Below are 18,251 nucleotides of genomic sequence, written 5' to 3'. Positions count from 1 at the left end.
CTTTATAACCGCCCTTGTTCATCTAACCATTTCAGTGTGTCATAAAAGCGTCGAATATTTCCTACATATGTGACAGGCTCGTCGCCCCGTGCGAAGCCAAATTTCGTTTGACGATAAAACTGTTTCTGACGTAATAACGGTAGGCGTTGTTTGACATCAAGCCAACGGTCGGGATTACCGCCTTGCCGCTCAGTCAACACACGTGCATCTTCTAAATGACCAAAACCAATATTATAGGCGGCTAAGGCAAACCAGGTTCTATCCGGGTTTTTAATGCGTGCGGGTATACGTTGCAGCATGCGTTCGAAATACCGCGCGCCACCGCGAATGCTTTGTTCTGGGTTGAGTCGACTTTGCACGCCCATGGCTTTAGCCGTGGGCAAGGTGAGCATCATCATACCGCGCACTCCGGTAGGCGATACGGCACGGGGGTTCCACAAAGATTCTTGGTACGAGATCGCGGCGAGCAAACGCCAATCTAGTTCTCCCGCATGCTGCTTAAACAGCGAGATATACTGTGGTAATTGTTGCTCAACAGCCTCTATAAAAAGGCTCGTTGTCACATAATTAAACTGTTTTACATGACCAAAATGCTTTTCTTTTAAATAAGCAAGACGACCGCTGTCACGTACCTCACCGAAGTACTCAATCACTGCCGCGTAAAGAGAATCATCTGAGGAGTCGTTAAGCGCCCATGCAACTTTGAGCTCTCTTTGCGCAGTAAAGGCAACGCTCAAGCCAGGATGCGCGCGACGTTGAACCTCTAATTGATTGCTGTCAGCAATGGTGTAATCAATTTCCTCGCGAGCGACCATGCGCATCAGTTCAACCGCATCATGGTCGCTTGTCGACCGCCACTTTAGCTCAGGAAACTCGTCCTCAATTGCGCGTAAAAACTCCTCGTGTGAACTACCGCGAACCACGACTATTTCACCGTCATCGACTTGCGCCCAATCTCGTGGACGTTGTCTTGAGCCTTGTTTAAAAATCAATTTATGACTGATTTCGTCATACGGGGGGCCGAATCGAAATAGCGCGCGACGTTTATTGGTTTCATCCAAGCCCGCTGCAACAATATCAATTTCGCCGCGCTGTAACAGCGTGAATAAATCCGCGACGTCAAATCGTGAGACCATGCGAAGTTCAACGCCCATCCTATCGGCAAAGCGATGAGCTAACTCGTACTCGAAGCCTTGCTCTACTTCATGGTCGTAATAAAAACTCGTGGGGCTCATTAATGTCCCCACTCTCAATACTTTCCGCTCTTTGACGATCTGCAATTGATTAGGCGTTGACTGCGGCGTACAACCTTGCAATCCCATAATCAGGATGGCTAAGACCGCCACACATCGCCATGTTACGACCACTGACTTCATCTACAGTGACTCAAGTGTCCAGTTAACGTAGAGGTTTACACCTGTTTTGAGTGCCTCTTCATCGGCATAAAAATAAGGCGAGTGGTTGCTCGGTTCAGATGCCATATCTCGGTCCTCGGGCGTCACGCCCAAGAACACGAACATACCGGGTACCTCGAGCGCATAATATGAGAAGTCCTCGGCACCTGTCACCAACGGCACTTCTTTCACGTTGTCGGCACCTGCTATCTCACGCGTGATTGGCAACATCTCTTCAATCAACTCAGGATTGTTTACCGTCACCGGGTAGCCTAAATCAATTTCAACATCAGCCTCAGCGCCATTGGCTTCGGCGACGGTTTTGGCCGTGTGCGTTAAGCGATCATGAATATCCGCGCGAATATCCATATCAAAGTTACGGATGGTGCCGATTAACGTGACGTCATCCGGAATAATATTATTGCGCACGCCACCTTCGACGATACCAAACGACAGAACAGCCGGTGCTTTGGTAATATCGGTCTGGCGACTGATGATGGTTTGTGCGCTGTTAATAATCTGCGCTGACGTTACGATGGGATCAACCCCTGCCCACGGGCGTGAACCATGGGTTTGCTTGCCCTTAACGGTAATTTCGAACTTATCCGACGAGGCCATTAATGGGCCTTTGCGATAACCAATATGGCCGCTGGGAAAGCCTGCCCATACGTGAATACCAAATACGCGCTCGGGCTTGTACCCTGGGAATATATCGCTGAATAGGCCTTGTTCTAACATCAGTTCTGCGCCCCCTTCCTCACCCTCGGGTGCGCCCTCTTCAGCGGGCTGGAAGATAAACAGCACATTACCGTTTAGCTCATCACGCATACTGGCTAATTTCTCAGCGGCGCCCATCAACATCGCAACGTGCGTATCGTGACCACAGGCATGCATGACACCGACCTCTTTACCTCGATAAGTCGATTTCACCGTCGATTTAAACGGGACATCGGTTTTTTCAGTAACAGGCAATGCATCCATATCCGCACGCAATGCGACCGTGGGACCGTCGCCATTACCTTTTAATAAACCCACCACTCCGGTATGAGCGATGTCAGTCTTAACTTCTAATCCTAATTCGCGAAGATGGTTGGCAACCATCTTTGCCGTCTCGTATTCACGGTTGCTGAGTTCAGGGTTCGCGTGAATATGACGACGCCAATCAATTACTTGCTGCTCTAGGTTACTGTCAATCATCACCGGTGATTGCTGTTGTGCCTGCGTGGGGAGTGCCCATGCGCTGATAACAGCTACCGTTGTCAGTGCAAATGCCCAGTTCTTCATTGTTGTTCTCCCTGTGATGGGGTTGGCCGCAAAATTTGGATGTCTTTAACCTTAGTCTGCGCTAAAATCGCCGCCATGACAACTGATGAAATGTATATGCGGCGCGCCCTTGAATTGGCGCAAAAAGCAGCAGACGAAGACGAAGTGCCCGTGGGTGCGGTGGTGGTCGTGAACGATGAGATTGTCGGCGAAGGCTACAACCAAGTGATTACCTTATCGGACCCAAGTGCTCATGCCGAGGCACAAGCCATTCGGGCTGCTGGCAAAAGCATCGACAACTACCGCCTTGTTGATTCGACGTTATATGTAACGTTGGAGCCTTGTGCCATGTGCGCTGGGTTGATTACCCATGCGCGTGTAAAACGTTTAGTGTTTGGTGCACCCGATCCACGCACAGGCGCGGCGGGCACGGCAATTGAAGTACTGAATCATGTATCAATGAACCACCGCGTGGCGATTACTGCAGGCGTTTTAGCTGAGCCCTGTGGCGATATCTTGCGCCAGTTTTTCAGGGCCCGTCGAAAAAAAGCCTCATCCAATGGTGGCACCGGTGATAGCAAAAGCAACGATTGATGCCCCGCCTGCCAACAATGCATAGGGCAACTGAGTGCGCACATGATCAATGTGCTCGGTGCCGGATGCCATTGACGCAATAATCGTAGTATCCGAAATCGGTGACGCGTGGTCGCCAAAAATGCCACCGGAAATCGCCGCCGCAATAAATGGAGCCAATGGCAGATCAAGCGACATCGCAATAGGAATCGCCAACGGCAACATGATGGCAAAGGTGCCCCAACTTGATCCAATAGAAAAGCCTGTCAGTGCTGCCAGCACAAATATCAACGGCAATAGCATCCATACTTGAATACTTCCGTCTAATATCGACGCCAGAAACTCACCCGTGCCCATATCGCGGGTCAGGCCTCCTAAGGTAATAGAGAGCCATAAAATAACCGCTAATGGCAAGATGTTCCATGCACCTTGCAGCGCCGCTTTTACGATGGTGAACATGCCTGTCTTACGGACCCATTGCGTACCGATAATGGCGATCGCCAGCGCGGTATAAATCGCAATAAACACACTCAAAGTACCATCACCTTTAACTAACACACCATTGCCGGTTACGAGTAGCATGGCGGGTACCATCACCACGAGGCTCAACAGTGAAGTTAATACGACGGCGGTTCCTTTACCATAGTTGGGTTTGCTTTTACCTTCATCACCCCAGTTGTGCTTTGACACCCGATCGGGCTGAGCGTTACGCTCAAACGCTTTCATCGGACCGATGTTCCAATCAAACCATGCCACGAAAAGTGCCAGCAAAACAGCGAAGATCGCGTAGAAGCTAAAGCCTAACGACTGAATAAACACCCACAACGGCTCTTCGACGCCTTGTTTAGCAATCAGCGTCAGGTTAAACGCGCCCCACGCGTTGAGTGGAATCAAAATACAAATTGCAGCACAGGTGGAATCCACGATATAGGCGAGCTTTTCGCGCGAGATGCCCAACCGATCGTAGAGTGGACGGGAGGTCGTCCCCGCGATCATGATCGTGACATTGGACTCAATAAACACCACCACGCCAAGTACCCAGGTCATCATCCGCGCTCGGCGTTTGTTTTCGACCCATTGGCGTTGCTCAAGCTTTTGCACGAACTGTTTAAAGGTACCGCCTTTTTCAAGCACGCCAAATAGCGCACCAATCCCTAACGTAAAGAACCATACCAACATATTGCTGCTATCGGTCAGGGTGCTCCAACTTGACCACCCTGTCCCCTGCGCCATACTCTCAACCGATGGCCAAAACAGAATGATATTGGCAAGTAAGATACCGCCGATTAGCGCCAGCAACACACGCCGAGTAACAATCGCAAAAATAATGGCAAGTAACGAGGGTAGTAAACTGGTCCAGCTCAGTTCCATAGTGGTGTTTATCTAATAAGTGATTGAGCGAGGTTAGCGGAATTAGCGGGATGCGGCAAGATAAGAAAATAAAAAGGCCGCTCAATTGAGCGGCCTCTTGATGGGTATATACGTCAGCCTAGAATTTGTATTCGAAGCCTACACGTACTGACCACAATGAAGGCGCACCTGCACGTGATTGAACACGTGGGTCACGGAAGCTTTCAAATACGTACTGGCCTTGGTCGTTGATGCTTACATCAGCAACCGTCACAGCACGTGGGAAGCTCGCTTCGTACAATACACCCCAGTCGTCGTTCAACAAGTTACCTAGGTTTTCAACAACGAAGAAGGCTGATGCTTCGTGGTCGCTGCTGAATGCTGGCAATTGTTGTTCCATGCGAAGGTCAACTTTAGTCCACCACTTAGAGTTGAACTCGTTACGTGGTGCGATACCGCCCGCGTAATCACCCAATCCTTGTGAATTGATAAAGTCGAAGAACGCTTGTGAATCGAATGGGTTACCATCGTCATCCATGCCAGCAACGAAGTTCGGATCGTCGATACCCGTTGGTACGTACAGTAACTGGCGACCTTGGTAAGCAGCATCACCAAATGCACCGTCAGACATCGTGAACGAGTATGGACGACCTTCGTTACGCGTTGCGAATAAGGTCATGGTGTTCTCGTAACCCATGATTTCTGAAGTGTACGTTGCACGGAACGTGAAGCGGTGTGGGATCTCGTAGTTAGAGGTCGACACGCCTGGGTTCTGTGGATTCGCTGTTGCTAAGTTAGTATAGTTAGAGAACGCCACTGAGCTGGTCATTGGGTTCACGTCTTCTGCACGGTTGTAAGCGTATGCGAAGCTCCAGTCTAAACCGAAGTCGTATGACTTGTTCAATGCCAATGATACGGTCGTTTGTGAACCAGAATCGCCTTTAACATTGGTCAACAAGAAGTCATCACCTTGGTCACGACCGTCAGTAGACAGTTCGCTGAAGATAGGACGACCATCAGGTGCTGTACCCGTTTGCTCTAAACCAAGGTTGTAGATAACCGCGGCGTCTTTCTTCTCGGTGTGTAAGAAGTCAACCAATAACACGTAGTCGTTATCGAACGTGTAAGTTGCACCCAACGCGTATTTCCACTCGTTTGGCAATTCGAAGTTAGGATCCATGGTGTTGATTGGACCTTCACCGTTCGCATTGGCCACTTCGTCAAACAGGTTTTGTGGAATGTCGTAGATTGGACGACCTTCACCTGTGTGAGGAATGTTGAATAAGGTGTTGCCGCCCGCGAAGAAGTCATCATTTAAGGAGGCTTGGTACTGAGTGACACCGTTGTTAGAGTAATTGTTAGAGATCCATACGTTCGGGTTGCCGCCTGAATACAAGCCAACGCCACCACGTACTTCTAACTGTGGACTCACAAACCAGTTGAAACCAAAGCGTGGTTGCAGTAAGTCCTGGCCGTCCATGTTTTGCTGGTTAGAGAAGCCGTAAAGGTCTTCTACCAATGGGTTGTTTACTGGGTTATCGCTGCTGGTGTACCAGTCATAACGCAAACCGTAAGTGAAGGTGATGTCCATTGGCGCGTAGTAGTACTCGTCCTGCACATACGCCGTATTTACAGCGTAAGAGAATTCTGCTGCCGCGTCCGTTGGGTTGTTGGTACCTGCTGCGCTTTCATAGATTACGAGGCTTGGTGTACCGGCTTCAAACGCATCGATAGAACCGAAGCGGTATTCACCTTGTGCTTCTTGTACAAACAAGTTGTAAACGTCGTATTTCTCTTGCTCGATACCGGCAGAGATGACGTGGTCGCCCGCAAGGTAAGTACCTTTTAATTTGAAGAACGTTGTGTCGTACTTCAATTTGTTTGCGTGACGCGAGTCATCTGCACCCAAGTATACGGTTGCATCGTTAACGCCGATTTGAACTTCACCAAACTCGGTGCCGCCTAATGGGTTAACACGTGCGTCTAACTCTGAGTAACCGACACGTACTTCGGTTGAGAAGTTATCCGTCCAGTCAGAGAAGAACTCACCGACATAGGAAGTGAACTTAGAACCACGCTCATAGAAGTGGTTTGAGAACTCAAGCTCGTCTGCATCGCCGTCTGATTCGGCAATTGAGAAGCCGTCGTTGTAGTTGTACGTGAATGATGCACGGTGCGCGTCATTGATGTACCAATCTAACTTCGCAAGGAACTTCTCATCTTCGACTGGCAAGCTCGCAGGGAATGAACCTGGATCGTAGTCGTAGTTGTTGATCGCGATTTGACGAATACGTTCTGCGTCTGCTGCAGACACACCTAATACAGGTGATGCTACACCGGTGCCTTCAGGGCCGCGGTCGAAGGTGTCAGAACCTTCAAGTTTTTCGTATGAGGTGAAGAAGAACAATTTGTCTTCTAAGATAGCGCCGCCGACATTAAAGCCGTAACGTTTTTCGTTGAATGCGCCTACGTTAATAGTATCGCCTTCAAGCTCACTACCTTGTAATGAATCGTTGGTGTAGTCAAAGAACACACCACCGAACATTTCGTTGTCACCTGATTTGGTAACAGCGTTGATGTTACATGCGGTGAAACCACCATACTGCACATCAAACGGTGCGAATTCTACTGCAACCTGTTCGATTGCATCATAAGAGAAAGGCATACGCTCTGTTGGATAACCGCTTGAGTTCAAGCCGAAGTTATCGTTCATACGCACACCGTCAACAGTCAAGCTGTTGAAACGCGGGTTTGCGCCACCACACTGGATGTCGCCTGCGTTGGTTTCGTTGATGTAGATACGTGGGTCGATACGTACTACGTCTTTTAGGTCACGGTTAGCGGCCGGGGCGTCTTGCAAATCTTCGAGGTTGAAGTTTGCCGCAGGGCTGTTGCTACCGTACAACGCGTTAGTCGGTGCTGTACCGGTCACGCTGATTGTTTCGATATCTTGCGGTTCAAGTACCACATTCACGGTCTCTGAGTCACCCAACGTGAGGTAAACGTTTTCGATGACTTGGCTTTGGCCGTTAGGACCTTTAACCATCAAAGTGTATGGACCACCGACAGGCAAACCACGTGATGAGAACGTGCCTTGTGCGTTAGTCGTTAAGGTTTTGACTGAGCCAGTGCGTTCATCACGCAACTGAATAGTTGCACCGCTAATGATGGTGCCTGATTCTGCAGTGACAACACCACGAATGCTCGATGAGGTGTCTTGTGCAAGCGCCGCGCCTGATACTGTCATTGCGATGGCAGCAGCGAGTGCAGTGCGCTTAAAAGTTGAATTAAACATGTGTGTTCATCCCCGTTTGTTCAACACTGTTGTTATGTGATTCAGTCCGTGAAGTGTAAGCCCCGATCATGTCAGTTCTGTGACATAACCAAAAAAAAGCCCCTCAACAAAATTGAGGGGCTGTGAGTCTTAGAACTCGTAGCGTACGCCGAGTTTGACAGACCATGATGATGCACCAATATCGTACTCATCGTAGTTTTGTGGCGCGTAACCATTGTGCAAACGCTCAATCTGGTAACGACCATCATCCGATAGGCCGCCGAAGTCATAAAGGTTAACCTGCGGATAACCTAAACGCTCTTCAACACCCCAATCGCTGTTCAGCAAGTTTGCGAAGTTATCGATAGTGAAATACAAAGTACCACGGTGACCTTCCGCAAAACCTGGGATCTGTTGCTTGATGCTCAAGTCAATGTCAGTGATCCAAGGCTGAGTACCGCTGTTGCGATCCATGATGTAACCGCCTGGTGCAATACCGGCACGATCAAGTACGGCACTCAACTCGTCCCACGATACTGAGTTCGCCCAATCGACATTCGCATCATCTGGACCTGAAGGGATGTATGCGAGGTAAGCTGACTGCGAGTAGAAATCAACGGTATCGCCGAAATCACCATCTTGATACATGCTCATGGTGTAGCTGAACGGACGACCTGAACGACGCTCATAGAATAAGTTGATGTTGGTTTTATAACCATCAAAGAATTCTTTCTCGTAACCTAAGGTAACTTTGAAGCTGTGCTCGATTTCGTAGTCACCACGTGCAGAGAACGGTTGATTACGTGTTTTAACTACGTAGTGCTTGTAGTTACTTTCTGCTTGTGATGAAGAACCAGGTGATACTTCTTCAACGTCTTGGTGCGTGTAGCTCATGGTCAAGTTAAGACCGTTGTCCCACTGCTTAGCCAAAGACTGAGTGAAGATGTAGCTGCGACCATGGTCTTCTGCGTTGGTCATCATGATATCGAAGTTATCTGAGCGGTTGCCGCTGTAGACGCTTTCATAGATAACACGCTCACCATCTGCTGTTGTATCAACAGGTGATAGTGCAGTGTTTAACCATACTGACTCGTCTTGCTTACGCACGTACAAGAATGACGTGGTTGCGCGGAAGTCATTACCCACCATTGGGATATCAAAGCTGTAGTCAGCCGCTAACTGTGCACGCCAGTCGCTTGGTAGCTCAAAGTTAGGGTCGATGTAGTTGGTGCTACCAGCGCCCTGCTGCAATGAGTCTTGGATCGCTTGTGGCACTTGCGTGAAGTCCGCAGGATCAGAGCTATTCGCGAAATAATCGTTGATGAAATCGCTATTAGCCGCTACGAGCGTGATGCCGTCTTTAGTGAACGGGTTACTGTACCAAACATTAGGTACGCCGCCGTAGAAACGACCCAAACCACCACGTAACGTTACGTCGTCGTTCAAGTAGTACTTGAAGCTGACACGTGGCAATACGATGTCCATACCGTCAAGGTTTTCTTGATTAGAGAAGCCATAGGTATCAACGAAGTTTTGGTTTAACGTTGGCTCGTCATCTGACGATAAACGCTCGTAACGAACACCCGCGGTTAACTCTAGGTCAGCTGTTGGGTAGAAAGTATCCTCTACATACAGCGCTGTGGTGTAACGCACTGCATCATAAGCTGCGTCTTCTGGGTTACCTGTGAACGCGTTTTGGTAAGAAAAGTCATAAGTACCGTTGTAGTTACCCACTTCACGGTTTTCGAAACCTTCAAGGCTATCGAATTCCCATGCACCTAAGCTCTCTGGTACAAACTTATTATATAAGCGAAGACGCTCATACTCTGCACCAAACGCGAGTTCGTGCTCGCCGAACAAGTAAGTTGCATCAAAGTTGAACGTTAAGTTTTGGTTCTCAACTTTATTAGCATGGCGGTATTCGTCAGCACCAAATGCGTAAGACGGACCACGGAAGTATTCCTCTACTGTTACCGCACCAAAGTCAGCGTTGGTGATTGAATCAGTAACAACATCTTTATAGGTAATACCCATCTCGGTGATGAAGTTGGCCGACCAGTCACTGTATAAGCGTGCACTGATGTTGCTCATGCGCGTGTGGTAGTCATATACACGAGAGTTTAATACGACCGTGTTACCACCGCTTGAGTGACCGCGCATATCTGAGTTGTCTTGCCACTGATAGGTTAAATCAAGACGATGATCTTGGTTTACGTTCCAGCTTAATTTGGTCAACCACTTACGGTCTTTATCTTCTGGCGCGCCAGGCAATGAATCTTGGATACCATAGGTGCTATCCAAAATGCGCAAGAATTCATCGAAGTTTTCACGTGAGGTGTAGAACTCGTTGCTTGCACCGCTACCTTGGAAACCGTATTGATAATCTAACTCACTGTTCCACTCTTCATAGTTAGTGAAGAAGAACAAGGTGTCTTCGATGATAGGACCACTGAGTGCCATACCAAAGGTTGAAGTTTTTTGAATCGGCTCAACGTCAACGGTTTCATACTCACGGAAACCTTGGTCGTTACCGTCTGATCCGGTAATACGGTTTAAGCGCTTTGAATCGCCTTTCATATCAGGTGAAGAGTATTCGTAGAAGAACTCGCCTTCAAACTCGTTAGTACCTGATTTAGTTACTGCGTTAATTGTACCGCCAGAGAAATCGCCTTTCTTACTTGAGAAAGGTGCCACGTCAACTGAGATCTGTTCAATTGAACTCAATGAAACGGGCGGTTGCTCCGTTGGGTAGCCGCCGTAGTTTAGACCGAAGTCATCGTTCTGACCGATGCCATCTACAGTAATGCTGTTTGAACGTGGGTTACCACCTGCAATCGACATTTCGCCGTTACCACGGATAGAAACCAATGGATTGATACGCGCGATGTCTTTAAGGTCACGGCTGATGCTTGGCATGTTATCGATGGTTTCTTCACCAAAGTTGCTGCTTGCGCCGCCGCTCTCGGTCATGATAACTGAACCCGATACAGAAATTCGTTCCATATCGCTATTTTTCAGTTGGCTCGTCACACGTAATGTTTCACCCAATGCGAGATACAAGTTATCAAGCTCTGCATCTTGGAATTTGTCTGAATCAATAACGACTGTGTAAGGACCACCTACGCGTAGACCTTTTGCAGTAAAGGTGCCGTCAGCGCTGGTAACAAACTCGTTTACTGTCCCTGTCGGTTCATGCGTAACGACAATTTTAGTGTTCGCTACTGGGTTTCCTTGTGGACCTGTGATCACACCGCGCATTGACGATGAGGTTTCTTGGGCCATAACACTCGTCGACATTCCTACTGCTAATGCAATGGCAGCAGAAATACGACTCACCTTGGAGTTGAATTTCATTGAGTTATCCCTGAGGTTGTAATTAAACGTACTAATGGTTTTGGTTTAGCAAGCTCACTAGCAGATGAGCTAAATTTTGAGTGCGCTGTTATAGCGTTGAAATATGACAAGTTGATTACACGAAGGCATGTGCAGAAAAAACAAGAAAAGAATGCTGGAATGTCTACTTTACAGAAACGCAGTTTAGAAATGCTTAATGCATCTGGGTACAGGCGCCGATTTAAAACGGGAAAGCTCACCGCGTGAAAGATTTCACGGCAGCGGCTCAAGGACGACTGTTTGTGAAGAGCATTTAAATTCATTAAGCTTCTGCGACATTTTCGTGTCAGATATGTGACATATTTTAGTCAATTTTTATCCGCTTGCCTAGTGTTGAGGGAACCTTTATTCTCTCGCGTTGTCGTAGCGTCCCATTTGTAGGCTTTTGTATGAATTGTATGCGTAGTATCTTTGCACTTTCACTGCTTTTAATTATGACTTATTCAACCCCTTCTTCAGCTCAAGACACCGTGCGCATAGCGACGTTTAACGTCAGTATGGACTCGAGCAACCATTTACCCAATGATGCCTTACCGAACACTCACGAATCAGTTTTGCCCAAGGTTTTACAAGAAAATAACCCTCAAATTCGTGGGATCGCAGAGATTATTCAGCGTGTACGCCCAGACATTATTCTGCTCAATGAGTTTGATTACGTCCCACGGGAACAAGGTGTTGATGTTTTTTTAAGCGACTATTTAGGTCAATCGCAAAATAATCTTGATCCTATTACGTACCCGTATGTTTACACTGCGCCCGTTAATACGGGGTCGCCCTCTGCGTTTGATCTTAACCGTGATGGTAAGGCAACCGGGCGTGGCAATGATGCGTGGGGATTTGGTTGGTATCCAGGCCAATACGGTATGGTGATTCTATCAAAATACCCCATATTAGAAGACCAAGTTCGCACCTTCCAACACTTCTTGTGGAAGGACATGCCTGGTCACCATGTACCCTATGTACATGACGAAAATGGTAAACTTACCGATGAACCTTGGTACAGTGACGAGGCCATGGCGCAATTCCCACTCAGTTCAAAATCTCACTGGGACGTGCCTGTACAAATTGGCAGTAAAATCGTTCATCTATTAGCATTACACCCTACGCCGCCAGCGTTTGATGGTCCTGAGAACCGTAATGGCATGAAGAATTACGATGAAATTCGCTTTGTCCGTGATTATTTAACACCAGGTTCTGATCACTATATATACGACGACCAAGGTCAACGCGGTGGTATCGAAGCAGAGGGTTCATTCATTGTACTCGGTGACCTCAATGCACAAGCGGGCGCCAGTGGTGTAGATGGCGCTATGACGCAGTTATTAGAGCACCCTCGTGTTAATGATGTGATGCCGATGAGCCCAGGCGGACAACACCACTCACCCGATATTGAGGGCGCACAATATCACACCGCAGCTTGGCGCAAACGTGTCGATTACGTATTACCGTCTCAAGATTTGATCGTCAAAGACGGTCGCGTGTTTTGGCCGACTCAAGGCGAAGCAGGCTATGACTTAATGAAAAAACGAGACGCGTCATCTGACCACCGCCTCGTTTGGTTAGATATCGAACTACCGCGGTAGTTCTTTGTAAGGCCAAGTCTGAGGGCTTGGCCTACAAGCGACTATCCAAGTCGCGCAGCATTCTCTCAATAATTTCGTATCTAAAGGGCTTACTAATGAAGCCCTCCATACCTAAATTCCGTGCTCTTACACGCAGATCAGAATCATCAATAGCACTGACCAAAAAGGTCGCAGGTGTTGTCTGCAACACTTTCTTTAATTCCTCGTACAGCGTTAACCCCGACATCTCGGGCATGTTTTGATCGATCAAGACACAATCGACCGGTGTCTTTTTTAAGATGTTTAATGCATAAATCGGATTAGTTTCGGCTATCACTTGCTGCACACCAATCATCTCGATCAGCTCTTTGAGAACCATGAGATTGGTGTTGTTATCATCAACAATCAGTGCGCGTTTCAAACGTTTCATTTACGAATACCTCACGGGAAACGATAGAATAAATAAACTTCCCTTTTCTTGAGGTTGATAACTGATCTCGCCTCCCATCAAGTTCATCAACTCACTACATATTGCCAATCCGATCCCGGTCCCCTCAACGGCCGTTTGTTCGCGTCCAAATCGGTTAAACGATTCAAATAGGCGATCGCGGTAAAGTGGCGGAATACCCCATCCTTCGTCTTTGACAGTTACTGTGTACACCTGTTCTGATTGGGCTTCAATAATTTTTACTTTCGAATTCTTAGGACTGTACTTGATCGCATTGGACAATAAGTTGGTTAGCACCTGTTTAAAGCGTACCGGATCGAGATCAAGCACGGGCGGTTCCGTGAGTAACTCACATTGCACCTCTGTTCCCGTTGTTTCAAGGCTCTCTCTAAACCAGTCAATAGTCTCGATAATGAGCGGATGTGGGTTAATGCGTTCGGCACTGACGCTCAGCGACTTCGACTCTAATTTTGACAGCGTCAAGATGTCATCAACCAGATGGTTTAAGTATTCTGCGGCACTGATCAGCCGACCGAGTGATTCTCGATGCCCCGAGTCGGTTGATTTGTACCTTAGAATATCCGCTATACCGAGTATCGTGGTCAGTGGCGTTTTTATCTCATGAGTGATAGACGACAATAACTTTGACTTAGCACGGTTAGCTTCATTTGCAGCATCTTTCGCAGCACGCAGGTTTTGCTCTATCGCTTTACGGTCGCTGATATCCGTTATCGTCCCGATGATTAAGTCGTGTCCCGTGGCTTCGTCACGCAACACTTGCCCTCGGCTTTGCACCCAAATATACGAGCCATCTTTGCGCTGTAAGCGATAATCGGCACTGAGCGGCTGCTGTGTTCTCTGGGCGTGTAAACGTAATGCTAAAACTTTCTCGCGGTCATCGGGGTGAATCCAATTTGAGTATTCGTCGAGTTCAAATACCTTTTCTGGACGCTGGGAAATATCGGCAAAGTTATCCGTTACCTCAACACGGTTAAGTTCAACCGATTGCGTAATGAGTGACTCACCGCTGCTCTCGAGTGCAAACCTTAAGCGAGCTTCATTCTTTCTTAAACTAAACAAGTTACTGCGCAATTGGTCGGCAACTTGGGTAATTTGCTTTGCCAGTCGATTGAGTTCTGGCGCTTCTAAATCAGGAATCGTGAGTTCAAATTCTTGCCGCCCTGTTTTCGCCAGCGCACTTGATAGTTTCTTAAGATTACGGTTTAAACGCTGGCTGAAGCGGTGCGTGCGGTTCTTTACAAACTGAAAGTACAACAGATAAAAAATCACTAAACCTGCAAGCAAGATTAAACTCAGTAGCTCAGTCTGGTGGTAAATCGTATTGGTGCGTGCCAGTAATTTGTCTTCCTCTACCAGAACAAGTACCTGCCAATCGGTCTCTGCCACCGGGTGCCATGCTGCAATATACGACATACCGCTGAGTGAGACAGTTTGCAAACTATCTGGGTTATCTTGCCAGGTAGCAAGCAGTTGTTCCGCGCCATTGATATCAGCCATGTTCGGGCTCTGAAAATCGGTTTGGTCCTGTTTCGCCTGTTTAGTCGAGTGGTTTTGTGGCACATCGACGCCCAAACGTTGTTGTGCTCGCTCGGGCAACGCGAGGATCTTGCCAGATTCACTCGCCAACAACACAAAGCCCCCCCAAGGCACCTGCGTATTGGACAAATACTCGACCAGATTGGCTATGGTAATGTCAGCGCCAGCCACACCTATCAACTCGTCGCTTTTGTATACGGGGGCAACAACCGACAACATCCAACCTTGCCCTGCCGGATCGAGATAAACAGGTGTCCATACTGGCAGACGCGCAGGGTTATGTGTTTCGTCAGCAAGGTAGAAGAAATTAAACTTGGGAATGTCAACGTCTGGCGCATACTGCGAGCTCACATCAATAAACGGATAAATTACATTTAGACTATCCTGTGTATTAAAGTAGACCTGTTGTACCCAACTATCATCCGCGACCATTTGCCGCATTACGGGTGTCAGTATGCGCAGTTGCTCAATTAGGTTGAGGTTTTGTTGCTCAGGAGGCGTTAGTGCCGAGTAAAATGCAGCAATGCCGTCCTTATCAAGTGGTGCTTGGGTATAAAACTGTCCCCCATCGCCCTTGACCCATTGAGCATGGTTTTGCCATTTAATACGTGGCTCATTGAGCACCGCAGCGATAGATTCACGATACAACGATAGCTGCTTTTCGACTGATACGAGCTGGGCATCGACAATCGCCGCTTGTCGATTGGCAATTTGTGCAGATTCGGATAAAGCCGTTTCGACGAGTTCTTGTTTGGTTTGTTGAGTAACCCACTGATTCGTGACTACATAAATCGTAATGAGCGCCAGCTCAACCATAATCATGGGTAACAGTGCATAGCGCCTAAACGCTTGCCAAAGACTCTGACTTAACGAACGGTTTCGATCCATGCCCTGCCGCTTGCAACAACAAATGATAATAAAGGGTACTATGCCGACTTTCTACCACTTAGGCAACGGCATAAAAAAGCCCGCGAATTGCGGGCTGAGTTGACTGTGTTATTCCCACTCGAATATCAACGGGCACAAAATACATCGAAATAACAGCTATTTAGAAATACCACCTTTCCCGATACCACCATCTATACCATGCACAGAATTTTTTTGATTTTGTGCTGCTCGTCGACGTTTTAGTTCGGCTTTGGCCCAAGCGGAGGATTCTTGCATATCGCGACGAAGCTCTTGTATCTCCTCAACACTAAGCCATCACGGACCCGAGGTAAACCTATCCATCTTGTGCCTCCAACTTGTCCCAGTACATTTTAAAACGCATCAAAACATGAGTTACGGGCAAGAAACCTTAAGCGTATTTTTAGATTATTTTTCATACACATCTTGAAAGCCATTAGCATTGACCAAATAGTGTACAGTGAGGAATGACCTCATCATAAACAAAGATAAAATTATGGGTTTGAAACCAGGACCGAAGCCAATAGCCAAGTCGACCGGCAAGCCAGATCAACGTCCACGTGATAACAAAAAAACGCCAAGCAACACTCCAGGCCTACCCTATATTTTTGATGCATTCCGGTTGCTCGCAAAACCGACAATCCAACTTCAACAGTAACTTATCGAACTGTTTACTTACCCAAAACTGCTATATTTTAAAAAGTAAAGCAGACCAGCATTTACCATAAAAAATAATTAAATCAATACGTTACAACCAAATTTAACATGAAAAAATAAAGTAACTCATATGCGTTATTAACATCTACCAAATAGTAACTTATCAATGATTCCAAAAACAAAAGACCCCATAAAAAAACCACCAAATAACAAGATTAGTTACAATTAAAAGCATAAAAAACAACAACTTAAAATATACAAAGCAAAAAATGAGATTTAGTAATTCATATGCGTTACAATCGAACCTACTGTATGTTCTCGGAGGAAAAATGGTGGATTTAGAATCAAGGTTAAACGACTATCTAAAACAGTACTTCCACGTTAGTCTCTTTGCTCTCAATGAAGACGTACCACCTGTTCCTATGCAGTTCAAAAATAAAGTTAAAATCGTGCTAGGAAAACTAAGTGGACTCACGTTTCATGTAGTCTATACCTACGACGACATAATCTTTGCTCCAACTAATGGTTACCTGTTTGACAAACTGCTGAAGAGGCTAGATGAGTATCCAGTGATGTTTGTTGCTGATGAGTTGAAACGCTCAACAATTCTTCAACTTACTGATAAAAGAGTTGCTCATGTAATTCCCTTTGAACGCTCTTACATACCAGAGCTGCTACTTCATCAAGAGAAACCTCCAAAAGAAAACATCAAAACATTTCCTAAAGAAAGACTTGGAATCTTACCTACAAATATAATTGCTAGATATTTAGATGGGTTTATACCTCGTACATTTGCTACTTCAGACATACAGCTGAATGTCTCGAAAACTTCTATATCTAGAAGTATCAAAGAGCTAAAAGATTGTGGGCTGATAGAAGCAGAGAAAATTGGTCGCTCTTATAAAATGAAATTTTTGTATAATAGGCAAAAAATTTGGGAGGCAAGGGACTATCTATTAGCTGACTTGGCATCAGATGTATATCAAGTGCCGAGAAACTTCATAGAAGGGCCGAATGTGCTGGCTGGAGAGTCAGCACTATCAAAATACACATTGCTGAGTCCACCGAAAGTTCCCTGCTATGCGATTGTGATGGACAATGATTCAAGAAGATCATTTGCCATTACGTCCAATACAATCAATAAGATATCTGAGTACTTCTTAAAAGAGCGACGGCAAGACTGGGAAAAATGTCAAGAACATATTGAGTTACAAGTCTTCCCATATGAACCGACTACAGAACAACGCAGGGATGGCAATATGATTTCAGCGATAATGCTCTCATTAAGCGGATACAAAAATAAAGAACCAAGAATTAGAACCAGTTTTGAAGAACTAGATGACATCATCTACGAAAAATTAGCTCGTTTAGATCTACAAGATTTGATTAGGGAGCAATAACAATGGATGAAAAGCTAAGGCATTTTAGTCAGGCCCTACAAGCCCATCAAGACAAGTATATTCTTATTGGCGGTAACGCCTGCGGACTTGTGTTCGAAAGCAAAGGACAAGAGTTTCGTCAAACACAAGACCTAGATATTGTTCTTGTGATTGAAGAATTTACTGAACAGTTTTCCAAAGACCTATGGGCTTACTTGCATGCCGGCAAGTACCAAGGGAAGAAGTTTCATCAAAGCGGCACTTCTGGGAATGTGTACCGATTTGTAATCCCAAATGATGAAGAAACACTAGATACGTATCCAAAACAAATCGAACTTTTCTCTAAAAAGCCAGATGATGTGGATTTGTTCGAAAAGGAGTACCGTACACCAATCGAAACGGTAGTGTTCATAATTCTGTGTCATTTCGTTAAACTAAGCAAAAAAAGAGATGACATATGACCAAAACCAATTTCGACATGGATGCCGCTTTAAA

At 46.6% G+C, this 18,251-nt stretch carries 12 protein-coding genes; 5 read left to right on the top strand and 7 right to left on the bottom strand.

The window, feature by feature from the left end; translation table 11 throughout:
- Positions 1-2: 2 nt before the first annotated feature.
- Complete coding sequence (gene mltF / locus DFP83_RS11850; RefSeq protein ID WP_110576007.1) at positions 3-1,376, bottom strand: membrane-bound lytic murein transglycosylase MltF; 1,374 nt, start codon at positions 1,374-1,376, stop codon at positions 3-5.
- A complete protein-coding gene (locus DFP83_RS11845; protein ID WP_110576005.1) occupies positions 1,377-2,678 on the bottom strand; it encodes an amidohydrolase in 1,302 nt (433 codons plus the stop codon).
- Positions 2,679-2,753: 75 nt separating this feature from the next.
- Between DFP83_RS11845 and tadA the strand changes: the two genes are divergently transcribed.
- Positions 2,754-3,251 carry a tRNA adenosine(34) deaminase TadA gene (gene tadA / locus DFP83_RS11840; RefSeq protein ID WP_206750654.1) on the top strand — a complete coding sequence of 166 codons (498 nt, stop codon included), beginning with the start codon at positions 2,754-2,756 and terminating at the stop codon, positions 3,249-3,251.
- Here the strand turns inward: tadA and DFP83_RS11835 are convergent.
- From DFP83_RS11835 to DFP83_RS11825, 3 genes are all read right to left on the bottom strand, one after another.
- The gene (locus DFP83_RS11835) at positions 3,210-4,601 is read right to left on the bottom strand and encodes a Na+/H+ antiporter NhaC family protein (protein ID WP_110576001.1); all 1,392 of its coding nucleotides are present in this window, start codon (positions 4,599-4,601) and stop codon (positions 3,210-3,212) included. The genes tadA and DFP83_RS11835 overlap by 42 nt on opposite strands.
- 118 nt (positions 4,602-4,719) lie before the next feature.
- Positions 4,720-7,875, bottom strand: a complete 3,156-nt coding sequence (locus DFP83_RS11830; protein WP_110575999.1) for a TonB-dependent receptor — start codon at positions 7,873-7,875, stop codon at positions 4,720-4,722.
- Between the two features lie 129 nt (positions 7,876-8,004).
- Positions 8,005-11,208, bottom strand: coding sequence for a TonB-dependent receptor (locus tag DFP83_RS11825; protein WP_110575997.1), 3,204 nt, complete (start codon positions 11,206-11,208; stop codon positions 8,005-8,007).
- 473 nt (positions 11,209-11,681) lie between these two features.
- Between DFP83_RS11825 and DFP83_RS11820 the strand changes: the two genes are divergently transcribed.
- A complete protein-coding gene (locus DFP83_RS11820) occupies positions 11,682-12,830 on the top strand; it encodes an endonuclease/exonuclease/phosphatase family protein (protein ID WP_241971645.1) in 1,149 nt (382 codons plus the stop codon).
- Positions 12,831-12,861: 31 nt separating this feature from the next.
- Here the strand turns inward: DFP83_RS11820 and DFP83_RS11815 are convergent, their stop codons facing one another.
- Both DFP83_RS11815 and DFP83_RS11810 read right to left on the bottom strand, forming a co-directional pair.
- Positions 12,862-13,239, bottom strand: a complete 378-nt coding sequence (locus tag DFP83_RS11815; protein ID WP_110575993.1) for a response regulator — start codon at positions 13,237-13,239, stop codon at positions 12,862-12,864.
- Entirely contained in the window at positions 13,240-15,702 is a 2,463-nt protein-coding gene (locus tag DFP83_RS11810; protein WP_110575991.1) for an ATP-binding protein, read from the bottom strand.
- 514 nt (positions 15,703-16,216) lie between these two features.
- Here DFP83_RS11810 and DFP83_RS13560 point away from each other — a divergent pair.
- From DFP83_RS13560 to DFP83_RS11800, 3 genes are all read left to right on the top strand, one after another.
- The gene (locus DFP83_RS13560; RefSeq protein ID WP_181416415.1) at positions 16,217-16,378 is read left to right on the top strand and encodes a hypothetical protein; all 162 of its coding nucleotides are present in this window, start codon (positions 16,217-16,219) and stop codon (positions 16,376-16,378) included.
- Positions 16,379-16,706: 328 nt separating this feature from the next.
- Complete coding sequence (locus DFP83_RS11805) at positions 16,707-17,777, top strand: hypothetical protein (protein ID WP_110575990.1); 1,071 nt, start codon at positions 16,707-16,709, stop codon at positions 17,775-17,777.
- A 2-nt stretch (positions 17,778-17,779) separates the two neighbouring features.
- A complete protein-coding gene (locus DFP83_RS11800) occupies positions 17,780-18,217 on the top strand; it encodes a hypothetical protein (protein WP_110575988.1) in 438 nt (145 codons plus the stop codon).
- Positions 18,218-18,251: the final 34 nt, after the last annotated feature.

It is taken from the genome of Idiomarina fontislapidosi (assembly GCF_003226255.1).
In the GTDB taxonomy this organism is placed as follows: Bacteria; Pseudomonadota; Gammaproteobacteria; order Enterobacterales; family Alteromonadaceae; genus Idiomarina; species Idiomarina fontislapidosi.
This window is presented reverse-complemented; position numbering and strand designations above follow the sequence as displayed.

Bases quoted from the DNA above. Each gene is read 5' to 3' on its own strand.
- mltF (WP_110576007.1), bottom strand. From the start codon at position 1,376: ATGAAGTCAGTGGTCGTAACATGGCGATGTGTGGCGGTCTTAGCCATC.
- DFP83_RS11845 (WP_110576005.1), bottom strand. From the start codon at position 2,678: ATGAAGAACTGGGCATTTGCACTGACAACGGTAGCTGTTATCAGCGCA.
- tadA (WP_206750654.1), top strand. From the start codon at position 2,754: ATGACAACTGATGAAATGTATATGCGGCGCGCCCTTGAATTGGCGCAA.
- DFP83_RS11835 (WP_110576001.1), bottom strand. From the start codon at position 4,601: ATGGAACTGAGCTGGACCAGTTTACTACCCTCGTTACTTGCCATTATT.
- DFP83_RS11830 (WP_110575999.1), bottom strand. From the start codon at position 7,875: ATGTTTAATTCAACTTTTAAGCGCACTGCACTCGCTGCTGCCATCGCA.
- DFP83_RS11825 (WP_110575997.1), bottom strand. From the start codon at position 11,208: ATGAAATTCAACTCCAAGGTGAGTCGTATTTCTGCTGCCATTGCATTA.
- DFP83_RS11820 (WP_241971645.1), top strand. From the start codon at position 11,682: ATGACTTATTCAACCCCTTCTTCAGCTCAAGACACCGTGCGCATAGCG.
- DFP83_RS11815 (WP_110575993.1), bottom strand. From the start codon at position 13,239: ATGAAACGTTTGAAACGCGCACTGATTGTTGATGATAACAACACCAAT.
- DFP83_RS11810 (WP_110575991.1), bottom strand. From the start codon at position 15,702: ATGGATCGAAACCGTTCGTTAAGTCAGAGTCTTTGGCAAGCGTTTAGG.
- DFP83_RS13560 (WP_181416415.1), top strand. From the start codon at position 16,217: ATGGGTTTGAAACCAGGACCGAAGCCAATAGCCAAGTCGACCGGCAAG.
- DFP83_RS11805 (WP_110575990.1), top strand. From the start codon at position 16,707: ATGGTGGATTTAGAATCAAGGTTAAACGACTATCTAAAACAGTACTTC.
- DFP83_RS11800 (WP_110575988.1), top strand. From the start codon at position 17,780: ATGGATGAAAAGCTAAGGCATTTTAGTCAGGCCCTACAAGCCCATCAA.